Raw genomic sequence first — 19,627 nt, 5'->3', positions numbered from 1 at the left:
GCCATAAAAATGAAAAAGGCGCTCGACCATGGTCATGGCCCAGCACCTTTTTTCTTTTTGTTCTTGAATTCTGAAGGGAGCTGAAAACTTTTTTTAAGGATAATAGGCCGCACTGGCGGTGGCGGATTCCCAGACCCGCACCCGGCGGACCCGCACTCCCTGGTCCAGAGGCGCAAGCCGCTGCTGAAGATTTTCCGCAATAAACCGGGCCAGATTCTCCGAAGAAGCATTTTTTCCGGCAAAGGCGGGATGATCATTGAGGAAACAGTGATCCAGAGAACCCAGAATTTCCCGGAGATGACGTTTTAAAAGGCCAAAATCCATAAGTACATAGGCCTCGTTCAGCCGATCTCCTTCCACAGCCGCCTCCACCTGAAAATTATGACCATGGAGATTCTCACATTTTTCCGTCACATTCTTCAATTGGTGCGCCGCTGCAAAATCCCCCGTCACCCGCAGTTCATACATGTCATATGCCCTTAAAAAGATTTTTCAGCTTGTTGGTGAACTTCTCCTCATCCAGCTTGGCAAACTCCCGCAAAAGCTTTTCCTGCTTTTTGTTCACATGGGTGGGCGTTTTCACATGCACCTGGATGATCTGGTCCCCCCTCTGCCCCGTACGCAGGGAGGGAATGCCCTCACCCCTGAGGCGTATGGTATCCCCATACTGAGTCCCTTTGGGAATTTCCAGCTCTTTCTCGCCTTCCAGGGTTTCAACAGTGATGGTATCCCCAAGGGCCGCCTGCACCATGGAGACATCCACAAAACAGATGACATCCATTCCGTCTCTCTGGAATAGCTTGTGGGGCTTGACGTGGATGAAAACATAAAGATCGCCCTTAGGCCCCCCATTGGGTCCGGGTTCTCCCTCCCCGGTCAGACGAAGGCGGGAACCATTGTCCACCCCCGCAGGAATGCGGACAGAAACCTTTTTCTTTGCAGGCATCCGGCCCCGACCATGGCATTTGGAACAGGGATTGCGGATAATTTTTCCGGAGCCTTTACAATAAGGACAGGTGCTGCGCACCGTAAAAAACCCTTGTGTCTGGGCATACTGGCCCGTTCCCCGACAGTGGGGGCAGACTTCAGGGCCTGAGCCAGGCTCACAGCCATCCCCGCCGCAGGTGACGCAGTTTTCAAGTTTTTCAAACTCAAGCTCTCTTTCCGAACCAAAGGCCGCTTCCTTGAACTCCACTTCCAGATCATAACGGAGATCAGAACCCCGGCGGCTGCGCTGACCACCGCCACGACGACCGCCAAATCCGAAAAATTCCTCAAAAATATCCCCGAAATTGGAAAAGATGTCCTCAAAACCACCCGCTCCGGAAAAGCCTGTGCTCTCAAGTCCCTTATGACCATACTGGTCATAAATTTTCCGTTTTTCCGCATCGGAAAGCACAGCATAGGCTTCCGAAGCCTCTTTGAAACGATCCTCGGCTTCCTTGTCTCCCGGATTTTTGTCCGGATGGTATTGCATCGCCAGTTTGCGGTAGCTTTTTTTTATGGTGTCCACAGCCGCATCCCGGCTTACCCCGAGAACCTCGTAATAATCTCGCTTTTCCGCCATTGTTTTACCCGCTTGTCAGGCCGGAGCCCTAAGGTCCGGATATTGTTTATATTCAAATCCATTCTGTACCGGTCTGGAAAGGGGTGTCTTACAAAACCCTGATTCCCCTTTCCTCCAAAACGCCAATCCCTCATGTGGGAAGGGAAAAAAGGCTGGTTTTCATGCTTTGACTGTTTTACATAGGCTGAGAATTATATTCTCAGGAGACTCTTTATCTTTACCGGAACCTTTTGATAACGACGCCAAAACTAATACCTGTGACGGTCTTGTCAATGAAAAAGAAAGAAATTCCCTTTGTCCAGAGCATGTTCGACGCCATCGCGCCGCGCTATGATTTCCTGAACCGTCTTTTAAGCCTCCGCCAGGATACCCTCTGGAGAAGAAAGGCCGTACGCGCCCTCTCCCTTCCCAGAAAAGGCCGCGTGCTGGATGTGGCCTGCGGCACGGCGGATGTGGCCATGGAGGTCATACGCCTGCATCCTGAAGCCCGGGTAGTGGGGGTGGATTTTTCCGAAGGCATGCTGGAAATCGGCCGGGAAAAAGTGGCTGCTGCGGGCATGACGGATTCCATAGAACTCCAGGCGGCCAATGCCCTCCATCTTCCCTTTGATGCGGAAAGTTTTGATGCCATTACCATCGCATTCGGCATCCGCAATATCCAGGACAGGGAAGGGGCCCTTGGGGAATTTTTCCGCTGCCTCAGACCCGGCGGTCGTCTTGCCATCCTGGAACTGGCCACACCGCCGGAAGGTTTTCTCAGAAAACTCTACCTTTTATATTTTCAAAGCCTCCTCCCTTTCATCGGCGGACTTTTTTCCAGCAACTTCGCCTATCGCTACCTGCCGGACTCTGTCCTGGCCTTTCCGCAGCCGGAAATTTTTTCTGAGATCATCAGAAACTGCGGCTTTCAGGAGGTTTCCCACACCGCCCTCACCCTGGGGGTTTCCACCCTCTACACAGGGAAAAAACCCCTCTGATCTTCAGCCCTCCAAAATCTGAGGCGGCCCAAAGGCCGCCTTTTTCATCCCTCTTTGCTTCCCCGTTTAAGCACGGTGTCCCTTAACCAGTTCACATCATCCCGCATGGGATAATCAATGGAATAATGAAGCCCCCGACTTTCCTTGCGGCGCTGGGCGCTGCGGATGATCAGCTCCGCCACCAGGGCAATGTTGCGCAGCTCAATGAGGTCGGAGGTTACCCGGAAATTCCAGTAGTATTCCTGTATCTCATGCTGGATGTTATCAATGCGCCGCCTGGCCCTGGCAAGCCGCTTATCCGAACGCACAATGCCCACGTAATTCCACATGAACATACGGATCTCATCCCAGTTGTGGGCCACCATCACCGCCTCGTCGCTGTCCGTGGTGCCCATTTCATCCCACTCCGGCAGATCCTGGGGCAGGCTCACGGTTTTGATCCTTGAGAGGGCATCCTCTGCTGCCCTGTGGGCATACACAAGGGCTTCCAGAAGGGAGTTGCTGGCCAGGCGATTGGCACCATGCAGCCCCGTACAGGCCGTCTCGCCCACGGCATAGAGACTCAGAATATCCGTTCTCCCGGAAAGATCCGTGGCAATACCGCCGCACATGTAATGGGCCGCAGGCACCACAGGAATGGGATCTGTCGTCATATCAATGCCGAACTTCATACAGTTGGCATAAAGATTTGGAAATCGGTTTCTGACAAAATCCGAAGGCTTGTGGGAAATATCCAGGTATGCGGAATTATCCCCCGTGCGTTTGAGCTCCGTATCAATGGCCCTTGCCACCACATCCCTGCAGGCCAGATCCTTCAGAGGAGAATACCGCTCCATGAAGGCCTCGCCCCGCGCATTGCGCAGAATTCCGCCTTCCCCGCGCACGGCTTCGGAAATGAGAAAATTCTTGGCATCCGGATGGTAAAGGCAGGTGGGATGGAACTGCACAAACTCAAGATTGGCCACAGAGGCTCCGGCTCTGTAGGCCATGGCCACGCCGTCCCCTGTGGCCACGTCGGGGTTGCTGGTGTAGGGATAGACCTTGCCGGCCCCTCCTGTGGCCAGAAGGGTGATGGGGGCCGTGAAGGTGCATACCCGGTCTGAAACGATATCCAGAACATAGGCCCCGCAGCAGAGCTCTTCATGGCTGGTCACCACAAGCCCTCTCCGGATACGGGTGGCATGGGTTAAAAGATCAATGGCGATGTGGTGTTCGTACACATCTATGTTGGGGTGGGATTTGACCCTTTCCACCAGAACGGACTCGATTTCCCAGCCTGTCATGTCAAGGGCGTGGACAATGCGCTTTTCCGAATGCCCGCCCTCTCTGCCGAGATCCAGATGGTCGGGATCAATATGGTTGAACTTCACCCCAAGATCCATCAGCTCCCGGATCCGGTCAGGCCCGCTGCGAACCACCATGTCCGTCACTTCCGGATCACAGAGCCCGGCACCGGAGTCCAGGGTGTCTTTCACGTGCAGCTCAAAGGAGTCCGTATCTCCGAACACCGAAGCCACCCCCCCTTGAGCCCGGGCCGTGTTACTCTCGGCAATCTCCGCTTTGGTCACCACAGCCACCCGACCATGGTCCGCCACCTTAAGGGCAAACATGAGACCGGCTACCCCCGACCCCAACACCAGAAAATCGCTGTGGATCCGCATCTTTCCCTACCTTCCCCCCCATGCCCAGGATTGCCTTTTCCTGGACACGCATGCATCAATAATAGGTGTTTTTTTGTTTTTTACGCATGGATATGCCAAGGATCATCCCCACCAGAAGAACCCCGGCGCCCAAAGCGAACATTTTAATATTGCGTTCCAGAAGTTGGGCATCCAGATCCTGCACCATGGCCCTCTGTTCCTCAAGGATCTCCCGCATGCGCCCGGCTTCTTCCTTTAAGGAGAGAAATTCTGCCGCCTCTTCTTTCAGTTTCTCATGGGCCGTTGCCACCAATTCAAGCCCCGTCTTTTTTTCTTCCAGCGCCTTACTCAGGTTTCGGTTTTCTTCCCGCAACTGTGCCGCTTCTTCCTCAAGTCTGGCCAAACGCTGTTTCAGGCGTTCATGCTCCCTTTCAAAGGCCACCATGCGCACCTTACCCGGAGGATCAGGGACGAGAAAACGGCCCAGCATCCAGCCTTCCTTGCCGTCATGCTTCACATAGGTCCAGTCGCCGTCGGTTTCCACCACTTCCACCTTGTCGCCGGAACGGGCGATGGCGACAATTTTATGGGTCGTATCCTTTCCCGTTCGCACCATGAACTGCAGCTCATCCGTTACATAGGCGGTCTGGGCCAGGGCATGCCCTGTCAGTAGGAAAAAACAACAGAAAAAGAACCTGCTTTTCTGAAAAAAATGTTCCATGCGTCATCCCCATCGGTAAGGTGCCTGCTTGATAGCGGTCAGAAAAAACCTTTGACTTTGAAGTGCTTTCTTTTTCAGAAAAACATAATACCCTTGAAAAATCCCGTCATGTCAATATGCTTCTCCGCAGGGTGTACTTGGCGCTCTTTTCCTGAAGACCTGAAATCCGCCTGAAAAATCTTCTTTTTTACCCTCCGGCGCACAGAAACGGTCTTTAACCCAGAAGCCTTACAATCTGATATCCTGACAAAAATAAGGATCTCCCATGATACCCTTTCCCTTTGAACACCTCAGGGCAGGCCTGCCCCAAAGACCGGGATTTCATTATGCCAGGCGTTACAGAAACACCGCCGTTCTCATTCCCCTGATCGAGAAACACGACGGCATCCATCTGCTCTTTGAACAACGCGCAGATGGCATCCGCCAGGCTGGAGAAGTCTGTTTTCCCGGCGGCATGATGGACAGCGAAGATTCCGATCCCTGCCAGACGGCCATCCGGGAAACTGTGGAAGAATTGGGACTTCGTCCGGATAAAATCGAGATTCTGGGCCGCATGGACATCCTGCTCACGGTGATGGGTCTTACCGTAGCCCCTGTGGTGGCCCGGGTGTCCATGGATACATTGGACGAACTCAGCCCCAATCCCGATGAGGTGGCCAGAATCTTTACGCTGCCCCTTGCATGGTTTGCCCGGAATCCTCCGGAGATTCACACCATACAGATCATGGCCCACCCTGTGATCAAAAAACGAAACGGAGAAAGGGAGGTTCTGCTTCCCGCAGAAGCCCTGGGTCTTCCGGAGCACTATTCCAGACCCTGGGGTGGGGTGCGCCACCCCGTTCTCTTCTGGTCCAGCCCCGAGGGCATGATCTGGGGCATCACAGCCGAAATCATCCAGGCCCTTCTCCGGATCACAGAAACCTTCATGAACTTTTCAGGCGACGACAAAGATCCGAAAAACGTCGGGTAGGCCTGTCATTGCGTATGGCCATATCCAGAGCCTGGGACATCCCCACAAAAATCACCAGCCGTTTTCCCCGGGTCATGGCCGTATACACAAGGTTACGCTGCAAAAGCGGCGCATGCTCGGGCATCAGGGGAATGATCACAACAGGATACTCCGATCCCTGGGATTTGTGCACGCTGATGGCATAGGCCAAAGCCAGCTCATCCAGCTCTTCGGGGGCATAGGCCACCTGACGCTCGCCCTCTCCATCGCTGTAATCCACCAGAACAAGCCCTTCTTTTTCCTCAATCGCACAAACCTGGCCAATGTCCCCGTTAAACACTTCCTTCTTATAATTATTTTTCAGATGGATCACCTTGTCGCCCACCCGGAAAGCTCCGTCTCCCTTACCCGCCTTTGGAGGATTCAGGGCCTGTTGCAAAACCTGATTGAGACACAGCGTTCCCACCTCTCCCTTGTGCATGGGGGTGAGTACCTGCACATCCCGGAAAGGGTCAAAACCAAAGCGTTCGGGAATCCGCTGAACACAAAGGGTGACAATGGTACGCACCACGTTTTCCGGGCTGCTCTGACGGATAAAGTAGAATTCGGACAAAGCCCCGTCACCGGCAAGGGAAAAATCCGGCATTTCTCCCTGATTAATCCGGTGGGCATTCATGACAATGGGACTTTCCTGGGCCTGGCGGAAAATGGTTTTCAGGGTAAAGGCGGGGATGTTTCCGGACTGGATAAGATCCCCCAGAACATTGCCCGGACCCACGGAAGGAAGCTGGGAAACATCGCCCACCAGAATCAGCCTGGCCGCCATGGGAACAGCACAGAGCAGGTGAAACATGAGCAGAATATCCACCATGGAGGCTTCATCCACGATGAGCATATCCACATCCAGGGGATTATCCGTGTTCACCTCAAAACGGCTTTCCATCTGATTGTACTTCAAAAGACGGTGCAGGGTGAGGGCCTTTCGACCTGTGACATCGGAAAGTCGTCTCGCTGCCCTTCCTGTGGGCGCTGCCAGAAGAATTCTGGCACCCCTCTCCCCCATCACAGCGCAGACACTGCGGATCAGTGTGGTTTTACCCGTTCCTGGCCCCCCTGTGAGAATGGCCACCCGGCTTTCCAGAAGCTTTGAAAGGGTGGCCAACTGCTCTTCGGAAAGACGAAGGGCCAATCCCTTCAGAACGGAAAGCTCCAGAACGGAAAGATCCGTAGGATTGGACCCCGGCGGCCCAAGGCTGAGCATGGCTGAAAGTCTTGCTCCGATCCCCGATTCCGCTGCGTGCATCTCCTTCAGATACACATGGCGCTGCCCAGGATCCCCCTCCAGCACAAGGGCCTTTTCTTCCTCCAGCTTTTCAAAGGCCTGCACCAGGCTTTCCCGGTTAACGCCCAAAAGCTTCAGGGCTCTTGCCAGAAGATCCTTTTCCGGTAAAAAAACATGGCCGGAATATCCGGCCTTTTCCAGCACATACAAAAGACCTGCGCGGATTCTTGATGCAGAATCCCTTGAAATACCCGCCGCAAGCCCCAGGCGGTCAGCCACCTCAAAGGGAACTTCGGGAATTTCCCGGCAGATGCGGTAAGGGTCTTCCCGTACAAGAGTGAGGGATTCTCCTCCATAGGTATGCAGAATTTTTGCGCCGGAAGAGGGGGAGGCCCCGATTTTTGCCATCAGAGCCATCAGGGTGCGGATGGCATGATAAGATTTCCAGGAATCCGCAATGGCCTTTGCCTTGGATTTACCGATGCCCGGAACCTCACACAGGCGTTCCGGACTTGCGTCCAACACCTCCAGGGTGTGAGATCCGAAATAGGCCACCAGTTTTTCCGCCATCACCTCACCCACGCCGGATATCACGCCGGATGCCAGATAGCGTTTGATTCCCCTTGCCGTATCCGGAAGAATCACCTCCATCTTTGCAATGCGGAACTGCTCACCAAATTTTATGTGCTTTTCCCAGTCGCCTTCAATGCGCAGGGTTTCTCCGGGACGCACCCCCGCAAGGATGCCCACCACCGTGATTTCCGTCTGATAACCATCCGGCGTAAAACGGGCAACGGTGTATCCATTCTCCTCATTGGAAAAACGGATACTGTCCAGTCTTCCCTGCAGAACAATCATGTCCTCTGATCCGTCCCATCCTTAGAGGTCATTACAGCCCGTCCTTCCCGGTTCAATAGAATCCAGTCCACAGCCTCGCCAAGATCTTTTGCCACAAAATCCGGATCAAGGCCCTTTTCCTGTAAACAAAGCAGATCCCTTTTCCCGTTACCCGTGCGCACCAGTACACGGGTTCCCACGCCCGCAGCCAGAGCGGCCTCCATATCCTTGGCACTATCGCCCACCATGATGCTGCTTCTCAGATCCACATCATGGGCCGCTTGGGCCTGAAAAAAAAGACCCGGCCGGGGTTTTCTGCAAAGACAATGCTCTTCAGGTCTGTGGGGACAGTAAAAGATGTCTTTGATGGTCCCTCCGAAAGCCGCAAGGCCTTGACGCATGTGTTCAAATATGGATGAAAGGGTACTTTCTGTCACAAGCTTTCTGCCGATCACGGACTGGTTGGTGATAAGCATCACCTCAAAACCTGCGGCGCACAGCCTGGCCACTGCTTCGGCGCTTCCCGGTATGAAACGGAATTCCGGAACGCTGCGGATATAGCAAGAAGAATCCTCATTGATAACCCCATCCCTGTCCAGAAACACAACGGCTTTTTCCCTTGCCACGAACACAGTCCTCACTCCGCCACCACCATGGCGTCACCATATCCCTTTTTCCGGAAATCCGCCTCCGCTCTTTCCGCAGCTTCCAGTCGCCCATACCCCTTTACCCGAACCCGGAAAAAAACCGCATCTCCCCGGTCATGGGCAAACACATGCACCCTGTGTCCCTCCTGTTTGAGTTTTTCCGCAAGCCGATCCGCATTCATCCTCTGTGTGAACGCCCCCACCTGAACGGAAAAATCGCCTTGGCCCATATCCAGGGCATTTTTTCTGTCCGAAGCCACAGCCTTGATCTCCACAGGCCCCACGCCCCGGACATCCAGACCAATGGCTTGGGCCGATGCATTGGAAAGATCAATGATTCTGCCCCGCACAAAGGGCCCCCGGTCGTTGATGCGTACCACCACTTCCCTGTTGTTTTCAAGGTTTCTCACCCGCACCAGCGTGCCGAAGGGCAGGGTTTTGTGCGCCGCTGTCATGGCATGCATGTTGTATTTTTCGCCATTGGCCGTGGTTTTTCCATGAAACCCCGGACCATACCACGAGGCAAGGCCTTTTTGCCTGTACCCCGTGGCATCGGGAATGGGATAGTACCATTTTCCCATTACCTTGTAAGGCCGCTGCCCTGGGGGCTGAAAAGAAGGAGGAGTCCGGGTAGCGCAGGAAACCAGAAACAAAAGCGCCATACAGACCGAGAAAAGAACGTATTTTTTGGAAAAGACGTTTTCTGACACAAAAAAACCTTTTTTTAAAAAATCCAATCCCCCCTTTTTCAGGGCAGTACAGGATTAAAAATCAATGTTTCCAGGGGTTCTTGGGAAAGGAATCACATCCCGGATGTTGGAAACCCCTGTCACCAGCATGAGCAGACGCTCAAATCCCATGCCAAAACCCGCATGGGGCGCAGATCCCCAGCGCCTGGAATCCAGATACCAGCCATAATCCTCCTGGGAAAGGCCCTGGGCCGCCATCCTTTCCAACAGAACATCTTCCCTTTCCTCCCGTTGGCTGCCTCCCATGAGCTCACCAATGCGAGGAACCAGAAGATCCATGGCCGCCACGGTTTTTCCATCCCCATTGAGCCGCATGTAAAAGGGTTTGATCCCTTTGGGATAGTCATAAAGAATCACAGGTTTTGCAAAAAGGGTTTCTGCAATGAAGCGTTCATGCTCGGATTTGAGATCCTGGCCCCAGGCCACGGGAAACTCAAAGGTTTTTCCACTTTTCTGCAGAAGATCCACAGCCTCGGTGTAGGAAAGACGAATGAAATCCCCTTCAAGAATCTTGTCCAGAAGCAAGGAAAGATCCTTATCCACAAAACGGGTGAACAGGGCCAGATCTTCCCTGCAATGCTCCTGGGCCCAGGCAACGAGATATTTCAGAAAATCTTCCGCAAGATCCATGGCATCCTTCAGATCCGCAAAGGCCATTTCCGGCTCCACCATCCAGAACTCCGCAGCATGACGGGAGGTGTTGGAATTTTCCGCACGGAAGGTGGGGCCAAAGGTATAGACCTTGCCTAAAGCCAGGGCGAACATTTCTGCGGAAAGCTGGCCCGATACCGTAAGATGGGCGGGTTTTCCGAAAAAATTTGCATCTTTTTCCCCGGTTGTCACAGCAAACATCTCACCTGCACCTTCGCAATCCGACCCTGTGAGAATGGGGCTGTGTAAAAGATGAAACCCCCTTTCCCGGTAATAATGATGAATGGCAAAGGCGAGTTCGGAGCGGATGCGGAACATGGCCCCGTATTTATTCGTTCTGGGCCGGATGTGGGCAAGGGTGCGGAGAAATTCGTCACTGTGCCGTTTTTTCTGCAGGGGATAGGATTCCGGAGCTTTCTGAAAAACAACCACGTCTCTGGCCTTCAGTTCAAAGGCCTGGCCTTCCCCCGGAGAACGGATAAGATCGCCTGTTACCGCAAGGGAGCTTCCCGTTGTGATCCGGGAAACTTCCTCGTACATGGGAAAGGTGGCTTCCACAACCACCTGAAGTCCGGCAAGGCAGGAGCCGTCATTCAGCTCAAGAAAGGAAACATCCCGACCTGTCCTCCGGGTCCGGACCCAGCCCATGACCGTAACATCCGAAAGCTCCTTTTCCGATGCAAGCAGCGCAAGAACCGACACATGTCCCATGCTTTTTCCTTCCATGTTGGTTATTCCACAAAATCCGTAAGTTCCGATGCATACACAAAGGTATAGGCTTCCCCGACCTCAGGAAGCACCCGACGAAGGCCTTCCAGGGTCACCCGGTGGGGATGACCGATGCCTATGGCGCTTCCGTGCTTTTTCGCAATGCGGAAAAATTTTTCCAATTCTTTTTCCACGGCTTCCTGGGTCTGAACATGATCCAGAAAAACGTCCCTCTCGCCAAAGGGCACCTGAAACATCCGCGCCGCAGCCCGACAGCGGCTCTGGGCTGCGGTGCGGCTGTCAATGAAAAAAAAGTTTCTCTTTTTCAGAATAATAAAAAGCTGATTCATGTGGGATTCTGAAGCCGTAAGAGCGGAACCCATGTGGTTGTTCACTCCCCGGATATGGGGAATGGCTGCAAGGTTTGTCTCCAGCACACTGATGAGCTCATCTGCATCCATACGCAAAAGAAGTCCTCCAGGTCCAGGATCTATGCGTGGATACTCCTGCGGTTCCATGGGCAGATGCAGCATGATTTCATAACCTCTGATGTGGGCCTTGTTTGCAATGCGCACTCCGTGGGGGCTATGGGGAAGAATGGAAAGGGTCAGGGGAACCCCCAGGGTCATGAAAGCCTCCGCCATGGCCGGATCATAGCCTATGTCATCGATAATCAGAGCCACCCTTGGCTTTCCATCGCCCGGAACTGCGGGTTCCGATCGTTTTCTTTCCACATCCACCCTGGGGAAAACCTCATATTTGGGAATTTCCTTTTTTTCCGACTGTAAAGGGGAAGGGGAGTCCGTCTTTTTTTCTTTTTCCACAACCCGGGTCGAGGACTTGGGTTTTTCCACAAAGGGCTGCTTATGTGACGGAGTAAGGGGGCCGGGAGTTAAGGATTTTTTTTCCGCTGAAAGCCCTGGAGCAGGCTTTGATGCAAAATAAAAATGCGCTCCAAGACCAAGGCTTACCACCAGCACAAGGAGGATCAGAAGGGCCAGGGGACCCTGATCCACTTCCCTTCGGGGCTTGGCGGGTGCAGCTTTTTTTTTCGGTCTGGCTCCGGAGGCCCTTGTTTTTTTTGTCCCGCTTTTTTCTGCTTTTTTCTTTGTCATAAAGCGATTTCATCCATAAAGGTTCTGATCTGAAAACAAAAAACCGCCGCATCATCAGCTATGCGGCGGTTTTTATATCCAAAGCCCTGCTTGAGACAAGCTCTTTATTTTCCCTTGCCAAAAATACCGTAACCCACAAGGATATCAAGGGCCCGCTGCACTTGCTGATCTTTCATAAGCCTTTCCATATCCAACCCGGAGGAAGCAACAACAGGCATCTTGGTTTCTTCTTTCTGGGGCGCATCCTTTTTTTCAATGTGGTTTCTCAGATCCCGTTCGTGGAGCATGCGGGATTCCGCTTCCGTGTCCTCTTCCAGGATGCGCTGGGCCACGCGGATATCCGGCTCAATACCCTCCGCCTGAATGGAACGGCCAAGGGGCGTAAAATACCGGGCGATGGTGTATTTGAGGGCATACCCATCCTTCAGGGGCCGCACCGTCTGAACCGATCCTTTACCAAAGGAAGTTGTGCCCAGAATCACCGCCCGCTTGTGGTCCTGAAGGGCACCGGCCACAATTTCCGACGCGCTGGCACTGCCCGCATTGATCAGCACCACAATGGGATAATTCGGCTCCGTTCCCCGTTTTCTCGCTTTAAAAATCTGAGGGCTGATATTCTTCCTACCCTGAATGGACACAATATCGCCCCCTTCAAGGAAAAGATCGGATACGGAAACCGCCTGATCCAGAAGACCTCCGGGATTTCCCCTCAGATCCAGGACGAGACCTTTAAGCTCCCCTTTCTGCTTGATTTCTTCAAGGGCTTTTTTCAGATCCTCTGTGGTGTTTTCCCGGAAGTTGGTCACCCAGACATAGCCGTATCCGGGTCTTAAAAGGGCATATCGCACACTGTCAATGGGAATCAGATCCCGCACCAGAGTAAACTCTATGGGTTCGGAAACCCCTTTGCGCACCACCCGTATGAGAACCTTTTCTCCCTTGGGCCCCCGCATCCGTTTCACCGCTTCCCAGAGCATCATGTCTTTGGTGGACTCGCCGTCCACCTCCACAATCACATCTTCTGCCTGAATTCCCGCCTTGAAAGCCGGAGTACCTTCAATGGGAGAGATGACCGTAAGAAGTCCGTTTTTGGTGGTGATGACAATACCAATACCACCAAACTCTCCTTTGGTATCCATCTGCAGTTCTTCAAAGGCTTCAGGTGGCAGAAAGGCAGAATGGGGATCCAGGCTTCCCACCATTCCCTGGATGGCCTTTTGAATCAGGTCTTCGGTTTTCACCTCATCCACATAATTGGCTTCGATCTCTTCAATCACATCGCTGAAAACCTTAAGACCTTTGTAGGTTTCCGTATTGGCCTTTGCTGAAACCGTCCTGTGAAAACTGGCGGAGCCGAGAATAACAAGGGCGACAATGCTTACGGCGACCATGAGATGACGCATTTTCAAAAACTTAAAAGCCATGAAGACTCCTTCGCTAACCGCTTTTCACCCAAAGCATGGGGTCCACCGGTTTTCCCTGTTGACGAATTTCAAAATGCAGCATGGACCCGGAAAGGGATCCCGCATCCCCCACCGTGGCAATAACCTCATTGCGCTCCACGCCGTCCCCTGTTTTTTTAAATAACTCTTCGGCATGGGCATACACGGAGTAGTAATGGTCCCCATGGTCGATGATGATCATATTCCCGTAGCCGCTGAACCAGTCTGCATACACCACGGTCCCGTAAAAAAGAGCCCGTATGGGTTCTCCCCGATCCGCCCGGATGCCGATACCACTCTGGAAGGTCTGGATATTGAGTTTCGGATTTTTCTTATGCCCGAAACGAGAAATGATTGTACCGTTCACCGGAAGATCAAGCAAGCCCCTGAATTTTTCCATCCCCCCGGAAGCCCGTGAAACCGCAGATTTTCGCCTGCCCAGCTTCTCAATGGTCTGATCCAGAGAGGCTTTCACCTCTTCCAGGGCGGAAACAGCGGCAAGGCCATGTTTCTGTTGGGTTCGGATGTCGTTGAGAAGGGCCTTACGCTTTTCCTTTTCTGCCCTCTGAATGCGAAGCTGATCTGCCGCTTTCTGGGCCACATCCGCAATGCGCTGCTCCTCTTTTTTGAGGCGGTCAGACAGCTGGGTAAGCTCCAGGATCCGTCGGCTCTGATCTCCGAGGATGCGGTCATCCATATGCAGAACCTGCTCCAGGGCCCGTTTATGGATGGAAAATTCATACACATTATCCGTTGCCCCGAGCAAGGCCATACGACCTGTGCTCTCAAGCTTATAAAAAGCCCTGAGCCGCTTACCCACCACATCCCTCTGACTTCGGTTCTCCCTTTCCAGGGCCGCCATTTCCTCACGGGTTTTTTTACGCTGCTCCAGAAGCTCCGCCTGCTCCTTCTGGATGAGGGAAAGTCTCCCATTCACCTCATGGAGTGTTTTATCGATGGCATTCAGACCCGCTATGACATCCATTTCCCTTTCCCGATACCGGGTCAGCATACGCTCCTGCTGCTGGATCTGGGTTTTGATTCCTTCCCTTTCTTTTTTGGCTTTCTCCAGATCCAAGTCCTGCAAAGATACCCGGCGTATATACACGGGACGATCCCTGAGGTAGCCTTCCTTTTCCCCCACCATCACACGGACCCAGCCTTCCCTTTCCCCAAGGATACGGGCGCGCGCTCCTTTGGAAAGAACCAGCACAACACTGGCATTGCGATCCGGAGCGCTGCGCAGGTTAAGGCGATCGGCTTCCACCATCACCATTTCATGGGCATGGACTCCGCACATGAAAACCTGAAAAAAAAGTACTGAAAGAAAAAAAACGACCTTCATTCAAGCACTTCCTGACGAAAGGAAAGATAGGCTCCCACCCAGCCCACAAAGGCGGAAATCCCCACCATGGTCGCCGCCGTCCGAAGGGAAAGAAAGGAAAAATCAAAGGCCAGAGCTGAAAACGTGGCGTCCATGCGAAAGGTCAGGGTTGTGTAAACCACAAAAAGCACCAGAATCCCCCCAAGGCCGCCGGAAAATCCCAGAAGAAAACCCTGCATATAAAAGGGCGCCTTGATAAATCCTTCCTCAGCCCCCACAAAACGCATGATCTCCACCTCTTCCTTGCGGGAATAAAAGGCAAGGCGGATGGTGTTGGCCACAATGAAAACGGAAACAAGAAAAAAAAGACTGCCCATTCCAAACGCCGCCATGCGCAACATGGCGATCACCTGGAGAAAGCGTCCCACCCACTGCCCGCCGTATTCCACATCATCAACACCCTGGATTTTTTCCACATGAAGGGCAACATTTTCCACAATATCCCATCCCTGCTCTCCCACTTTGACCCGAAGTTCAAAGGCATCGGGCAGGGGATTTTCCGGAAGATTATGAAAAACCGCAGCGTGCCGCTGCATGCGCATGCGCAAGAACTCGAGGGCTTCCATTTTCGACACAAAACGAAAATCGGAAATCAGCTCCATCTCACCCAGACTGTTTTTGATCCGGACCAGATCCTTTTCTGTAAGACCTTTTTCAAGATACACCATCACGCGCACCCCGGCTTTCCAGGATGCAATCACATCACCGGCATTGGAGGCAAAAAGAATGAATGTGCCCGAAAGGATGACCGAAAGAACAATGGTGATCCAGGTAATGCCATGCAGAAAACGATGGGTGCGGATATCCTTCAGTGCGTGACGGAAATGACGTATCCAGAGGTCCTTTTGCATCAGGCTTCCTCCATTTCCCTGTCAGACCCATGGAGTCTTTCCTGAATGGATCCGTTCTCAAGCCGGATTTCCCTTCCCTTCAGGCGGGAAATCATCCTTCGATTATGGGTGGCAATGACCAAGGTGGCCCCACGCCCGTGAAAGGTTTCCAGCAATTGAATAACCTGTTCTGCGGAATGGGGGTCGAGGCTCGCTGTGGGTTCATCCGCCAGTATCAGGCTAGGTGATCCCACCACAGCCCTGGCCACGGCGACCCGCTGCTGCTCCCCACCGGACAGGGAAGGTGGATAGACCTTGGCCTTGTCCTCAATACCTGCTGTTCTTAAAACACTCATCACTTTTTTTTCAATGATCTTAGGCTTTTCTCCGGCGGCTTCCAGGGGCAGGGCCACATTATCAAATACCGTTCTGCCTGCGATCAGCTTAAAATCCTGAAAAATAACGCCGATTCGCCGTCTCAGCTCGGGAAGCTTCCTCGCACCCATCCTGGCAAGGTTCATACCGTCCACAAGAATCTGCCCCTGGCTGGCAAGCTCTCCTTTGTAAAACAGTTTCAGCAGCGTGGATTTTCCTGCACCACTGGCCCCTGTAATGAAAACAATCTCTCCTGCGTAAATTTCAAGGGAGATATCCCTCAGGGCGGAGGTTTTGCCATAGGCTTTGTATACATTGAACATACGGATAATCTGATTTTTTGATAAATCCATCATGATAAGGAGATATCCATTTTCACAGGTTCTGTGACATCAAAGGAGGCTCAGGTCAGAATGCCCGAGGATGGGCTTAAAAAAAACTGCAAAATCCCATCCTGATCACAAAAAAACTTAAAAGCCCTCTTTTAAGGATCCGGGCACGCATTTTCATGGACTTCAGGCAGGCATGGGGGATCCAGAAAATCAAAACAACCGGAGATCCTTACCATATTTATTCTTCCAAAGCCACAGACCCTGCATTTTTTTACCCTCTTTCTCTTATTTTTCAGAAGCTTGACACAATATCCTCCCCTTAAACAGCCCCCATACCTTTCATTGACCCTGATTCAGTCTCCATGATATGCAACAGACCTGCGGGAAGTGCCGCACAACGGTTTTTCCTGCCGCAAACCTCTGCCGGATCCCCAACCCCAAGGCTTCTTTCAGTCCGGCAGGGGTTTGGCGCATTCTCCTTACCTTCATAACCAGGAAAAAACCCGCCAATGAATATCCATGCATGCAAAGAAAGCCGCCCTGCCATGAAAAAGGCCCTGATGGAACTTTTATGCAAAAAATCCGTCCAGGTTGCCCCAAGCCCCATCTTCACCCTGGCATCAGGCAGAAAAAGTGATTTTTATATCAACTGCAAACCCACAGCCCTGGATCCCTGGGGTATGTTTCTCATCGGTCATCTGGTACTTGAAGAGCTGAAAACAGCAGGAGTCCGCGGCGTTGGTGGCCTCACCTTTGGCGCGGATCCCGTGGCCATGGCCACAGCCTTTGCTTCCGGGCTGAACAATATTCCCATACAGGCCTTTTCAATCCGGAAAGAACAGAAAGACCATGGCGTAATCCGCTGGGTGGAAGGGGACATGCATCCCGGAGACAGGGTGGCCATCATTGATGACGTGGCGACCACCGGAGGCTCCACCATCAAAGCCATTGACCGGGCCAGGCAAACGGGTCTTGAAGTATGCAAGGTTGTGGTGCTTGTGGACAGGGAAGAGGGGGGAATGGACAACATTCGTAAAGAAGTCGGCGATGCGGTGGCCGTTCTCACGCGCACGGAACTCATGGCCTGTTTTTCACAGATACACTCTGGGGCATGAAAAGAGCTTCCTCCTCTTTCCATGGTCCTCCGGCCCAGGAACCGGAAAACGGGAAATGGGCCGCATCCCCTTCACGGCACTGAAGACTCCGGGTTCTGAAGGATCACCGCACATCCCCCCCCCACAAGCGCCATGAGCGCACTGATCACAAACATCCCTTCTCCCAGAGAGGCAAAGCCCAGACCGCCGATGACATATCCCATCATCAATCCCACGCCATAGGATGTGGCATTGAGAAGGGTTTGCCCCAGTGTTTTGGCACCCGGATCCACAAGGGCGTCCATAAACAAGATGGCCGCCATGTGGAAAACACCATAGGTAAAGGCATGCAGAATCTGGCTGAAAAGAATGACCAGAGGATGAATGGAAAAAGCCAGAAGAAGCCAGCGTATAACCGCCATGACCAATGAAAAAAGCATCATTTTTTTTAAGGAAAAACGTTTAAAAATTCGTCGAAATCCCAACATAACAACTATTTCTGCAAGAGATGCCAGCGCCCAGGTGAATCCAATGAAACTGCCTGAAAAGCCTGCCTCTGAAAGGTGAATGGAAAAAAAACCATAATATGCGCCATGGCTCATCACCATCACAAAGGCGATGAAAAGGAACAGCAGGCCATTTCCGGTCAAAAGACGATGCAGTCCTCCGCGGTTCAGCAGAAGACCGCCTGTGGTCGAAACCGGTGTTTTAAGGGCCATCCAGACGCCCACAAGGCTTCCTGAAAGAACAAGCCAGAGCACCGTGCGGGAAGGCCAGAAATCCAGCAAAAAACCACACCCCCACACGGAAAAAATAAAACCCACGGACCCCCAGACCCGTATTCCTCCGTACCCGGATTTCTTTTTTCCGAGAAAATTAACGGTAAAAGCTTCCATGAAACCAATGATGGGGGAGTGAAAAAAGCCGTAAAGCCCCATGATGAACATCATAAAAAAAAAGGTGTCCGCGAAAAAAAAAAGGCTCCACGCAGCAACAGCCAGGGTATGGCAGAACAGAAATATGAAACGATGCAGATGAAAACGATCCACAAGAAAGGCCCATCCCAGAGGAAAAAAGATGGAGGCAAAGGTTCTTAAGCCTGAGATCATGCCCACTTCTTTTTCGGAAAAGCCAATTTTATAACAATAAAGGGGAAAGTACGGGAAATAAACTCCCAGAACCAGAAAATAAAAAAAATAGTTTCCGGAAAACAAAAAGTTCTTTTTTTGTGTTTCTGTAAAAAAAGAGAGCTGCATCCCCCCACATCCCATGTTATGTTTGGTTTCAGGGTCGCCCCCATATCCCCTGCAAAAAAACAGACCTTAGCGCTTTTGTGTTTCCCAAGAAAGACGTATCTGAAATAAAAAATTGAAGGAGGGCCCATGAAAATCAATATCACCATAGAAGCCACCCCCGAAGAAATCCGTGAAGCCATGGGACTTCCCGATTTAAGACTTTTCCATGAAGAAATCATGGCGGATCTTCAAAAACGCCTCAAGGCAGCCCAAGACCCCAAGGAGCTCATGAAAATCATTTTTCCCGCTGGAGGCCATGTGGGTAAGATGTTCTGGGAGCAGACCATGAAAAACATGAATCTCATGAGACCCGATTCCGCAATGAAAACGGAAAAAGCCGATCCTCCATCCAAAAATAAGAATTCATAAGGAAACGTATCATGGATATTTCATGGGCTTATATGAGGAAAGGTTGACAGACCTGTAAAAAAGCACTCGACGTGATCGAGTCCCATGCTTTCCGCCTCAATCATATTGAAGATGCACGGAAAAAAAAGCTCCTGGAAACAGATCTGTCCGCCCTGCTCCACACGGTACAGCGGGTTGTTGTTGCTTCGGGAAAAGGCTATACGCTTTTTGACGATACGGAAAATCAAAGAGAAGCTCTTTTAAAAAAAATAACAGGCCCTTCCCAAAGCCTTCGAGCGCCTGCCCTGATTTTCAACCAAACACTGGTGGTTGGCTTTCACGAAGATATGTACGCAAAATATATTTTCCATGTCCAATCTCCATGACATGAAAGAGCACATTTTAAAAACTTAAATTTTCCATGCTTTCAAAAAAAATTTTCCTCTCGTCTCCATTGAAAACACTTGATCCTGCAACAGGCTTATGCTTAATATAGGGCCATTAAGACGGAAACCTACCCTTTCCCCAAGTATGGACACCACAAGTTTTTATCTTCACCAAGACGATTTTAAAAAATCAAACAACCATCCTGAATCGATACTTTCTTCAATAACAGTCCTTTAATCCCCTGTGAGCTTCGCCCTTTCGCGGTGGGCATTCTGGTCTCTTTTCTAGATAAACCTT

The 19,627-nt window shown here is 51.9% G+C and carries 18 protein-coding genes; 4 read left to right on the top strand and 14 right to left on the bottom strand.

Annotated features, from left to right (window positions below; genetic code table 11):
* Positions 1-93: 93 nt before the first annotated feature.
* Together queD and dnaJ are read right to left on the bottom strand one after the other, a co-directional pair.
* Positions 94-468 carry a 6-carboxytetrahydropterin synthase QueD gene (queD, locus tag RBR60_RS09640; protein ID WP_320356151.1) on the bottom strand — a complete coding sequence of 125 codons (375 nt, stop codon included), beginning with the start codon at positions 466-468 and terminating at the stop codon, positions 94-96.
* 1 nt (position 469) lies between these two features.
* Positions 470-1,567 (bottom strand): molecular chaperone DnaJ, encoded by a 1,098-nt coding sequence (gene dnaJ / locus RBR60_RS09635; RefSeq protein ID WP_320356150.1) that lies wholly within the window; start codon positions 1,565-1,567, stop codon positions 470-472.
* Positions 1,568-1,839: 272 nt separating this feature from the next.
* On the opposite strand from dnaJ, the gene ubiE reads away from it, so the two are divergent.
* The gene (ubiE, locus tag RBR60_RS09630) at positions 1,840-2,544 is read left to right on the top strand and encodes a bifunctional demethylmenaquinone methyltransferase/2-methoxy-6-polyprenyl-1,4-benzoquinol methylase UbiE (protein ID WP_320356148.1); all 705 of its coding nucleotides are present in this window, start codon (positions 1,840-1,842) and stop codon (positions 2,542-2,544) included.
* A 44-nt stretch (positions 2,545-2,588) separates the two neighbouring features.
* Here ubiE and nadB read toward each other — a convergent pair whose 3' ends face one another.
* Together nadB and RBR60_RS09620 are read right to left on the bottom strand one after the other, a co-directional pair.
* The gene (gene nadB, locus RBR60_RS09625) at positions 2,589-4,205 is read right to left on the bottom strand and encodes an L-aspartate oxidase (RefSeq protein WP_320356146.1); all 1,617 of its coding nucleotides are present in this window, start codon (positions 4,203-4,205) and stop codon (positions 2,589-2,591) included.
* Between the two features lie 55 nt (positions 4,206-4,260).
* Complete coding sequence (locus RBR60_RS09620; protein WP_320356144.1) at positions 4,261-4,905, bottom strand: TIGR04211 family SH3 domain-containing protein; 645 nt, start codon at positions 4,903-4,905, stop codon at positions 4,261-4,263.
* 265 nt (positions 4,906-5,170) lie between these two features.
* Here RBR60_RS09620 and RBR60_RS09615 point away from each other — a divergent pair, with 265 nt between their 5' ends.
* The gene (locus RBR60_RS09615; RefSeq protein WP_320356143.1) at positions 5,171-5,875 is read left to right on the top strand and encodes a CoA pyrophosphatase; all 705 of its coding nucleotides are present in this window, start codon (positions 5,171-5,173) and stop codon (positions 5,873-5,875) included.
* Here RBR60_RS09615 and RBR60_RS09610 read toward each other — a convergent pair.
* From RBR60_RS09610 to ftsE, 9 genes are all read right to left on the bottom strand, one after another.
* A complete protein-coding gene (locus tag RBR60_RS09610) occupies positions 5,829-7,994 on the bottom strand; it encodes an ATP-dependent RecD-like DNA helicase (protein ID WP_320356141.1) in 2,166 nt (721 codons plus the stop codon). The genes RBR60_RS09615 and RBR60_RS09610 overlap by 47 nt on opposite strands.
* Complete coding sequence (gene gmhB / locus RBR60_RS09605) at positions 7,991-8,599, bottom strand: D-glycero-beta-D-manno-heptose 1,7-bisphosphate 7-phosphatase (RefSeq protein ID WP_320356139.1); 609 nt, start codon at positions 8,597-8,599, stop codon at positions 7,991-7,993. Before gmhB ends, RBR60_RS09610 begins: the two co-directional genes overlap by 4 nt.
* 11 nt (positions 8,600-8,610) lie before the next feature.
* A complete protein-coding gene (locus RBR60_RS09600) occupies positions 8,611-9,330 on the bottom strand; it encodes a septal ring lytic transglycosylase RlpA family protein (protein ID WP_320356136.1) in 720 nt (239 codons plus the stop codon).
* 54 nt (positions 9,331-9,384) lie between these two features.
* Positions 9,385-10,731: an asparagine--tRNA ligase gene (gene asnS / locus RBR60_RS09595; RefSeq protein ID WP_320356134.1), complete on the bottom strand. Its 1,347-nt coding sequence runs from the start codon at positions 10,729-10,731 to the stop codon at positions 9,385-9,387.
* 20 nt (positions 10,732-10,751) lie between these two features.
* Entirely contained in the window at positions 10,752-11,843 is a 1,092-nt protein-coding gene (locus RBR60_RS09590) for a divergent polysaccharide deacetylase family protein (RefSeq protein WP_320356132.1), read from the bottom strand.
* A 104-nt stretch (positions 11,844-11,947) separates the two neighbouring features.
* A complete protein-coding gene (locus RBR60_RS09585; protein ID WP_320356131.1) occupies positions 11,948-13,267 on the bottom strand; it encodes a S41 family peptidase in 1,320 nt (439 codons plus the stop codon).
* A gap of 13 nt (positions 13,268-13,280) precedes the next feature.
* Positions 13,281-14,630 (bottom strand): peptidoglycan DD-metalloendopeptidase family protein, encoded by a 1,350-nt coding sequence (locus RBR60_RS09580; protein WP_320356130.1) that lies wholly within the window; start codon positions 14,628-14,630, stop codon positions 13,281-13,283.
* Positions 14,627-15,520 (bottom strand): ABC transporter permease, encoded by an 894-nt coding sequence (locus tag RBR60_RS09575; protein ID WP_320356128.1) that lies wholly within the window; start codon positions 15,518-15,520, stop codon positions 14,627-14,629. Before RBR60_RS09575 ends, RBR60_RS09580 begins: the two co-directional genes overlap by 4 nt.
* Positions 15,520-16,230 (bottom strand): cell division ATP-binding protein FtsE, encoded by a 711-nt coding sequence (gene ftsE / locus RBR60_RS09570; protein ID WP_320356126.1) that lies wholly within the window; start codon positions 16,228-16,230, stop codon positions 15,520-15,522. The genes RBR60_RS09575 and ftsE overlap by 1 nt, the downstream gene beginning before the upstream one ends.
* 485 nt (positions 16,231-16,715) lie before the next feature.
* Here ftsE and pyrE point away from each other — a divergent pair, with 485 nt between their 5' ends.
* A complete protein-coding gene (gene pyrE / locus RBR60_RS09565; RefSeq protein ID WP_320356124.1) occupies positions 16,716-17,321 on the top strand; it encodes an orotate phosphoribosyltransferase in 606 nt (201 codons plus the stop codon).
* 71 nt (positions 17,322-17,392) lie between these two features.
* On the opposite strand, the gene RBR60_RS09560 is transcribed toward pyrE, so the two are convergent.
* On the bottom strand, positions 17,393-18,556 hold the full coding sequence (locus tag RBR60_RS09560; protein WP_320356123.1) for an MFS transporter: 1,164 nt from the start codon (positions 18,554-18,556) through the stop codon (positions 17,393-17,395).
* A gap of 126 nt (positions 18,557-18,682) precedes the next feature.
* On the opposite strand from RBR60_RS09560, the gene RBR60_RS09555 reads away from it, so the two are divergent.
* Positions 18,683-18,964 carry a DUF6489 family protein gene (locus RBR60_RS09555; protein ID WP_320356121.1) on the top strand — a complete coding sequence of 94 codons (282 nt, stop codon included), beginning with the start codon at positions 18,683-18,685 and terminating at the stop codon, positions 18,962-18,964.
* Positions 18,965-19,627 lie beyond the last annotated feature (663 nt).

The organism is Desulfobotulus sp. (genome assembly GCF_034006065.1).
GTDB lineage: Bacteria > Desulfobacterota > Desulfobacteria > Desulfobacterales > ASO4-4 > Desulfobotulus.
The sequence above is the reverse complement of the archived record's forward strand: the minus strand, read 5'-3'. Positions and strand labels throughout refer to the sequence as shown.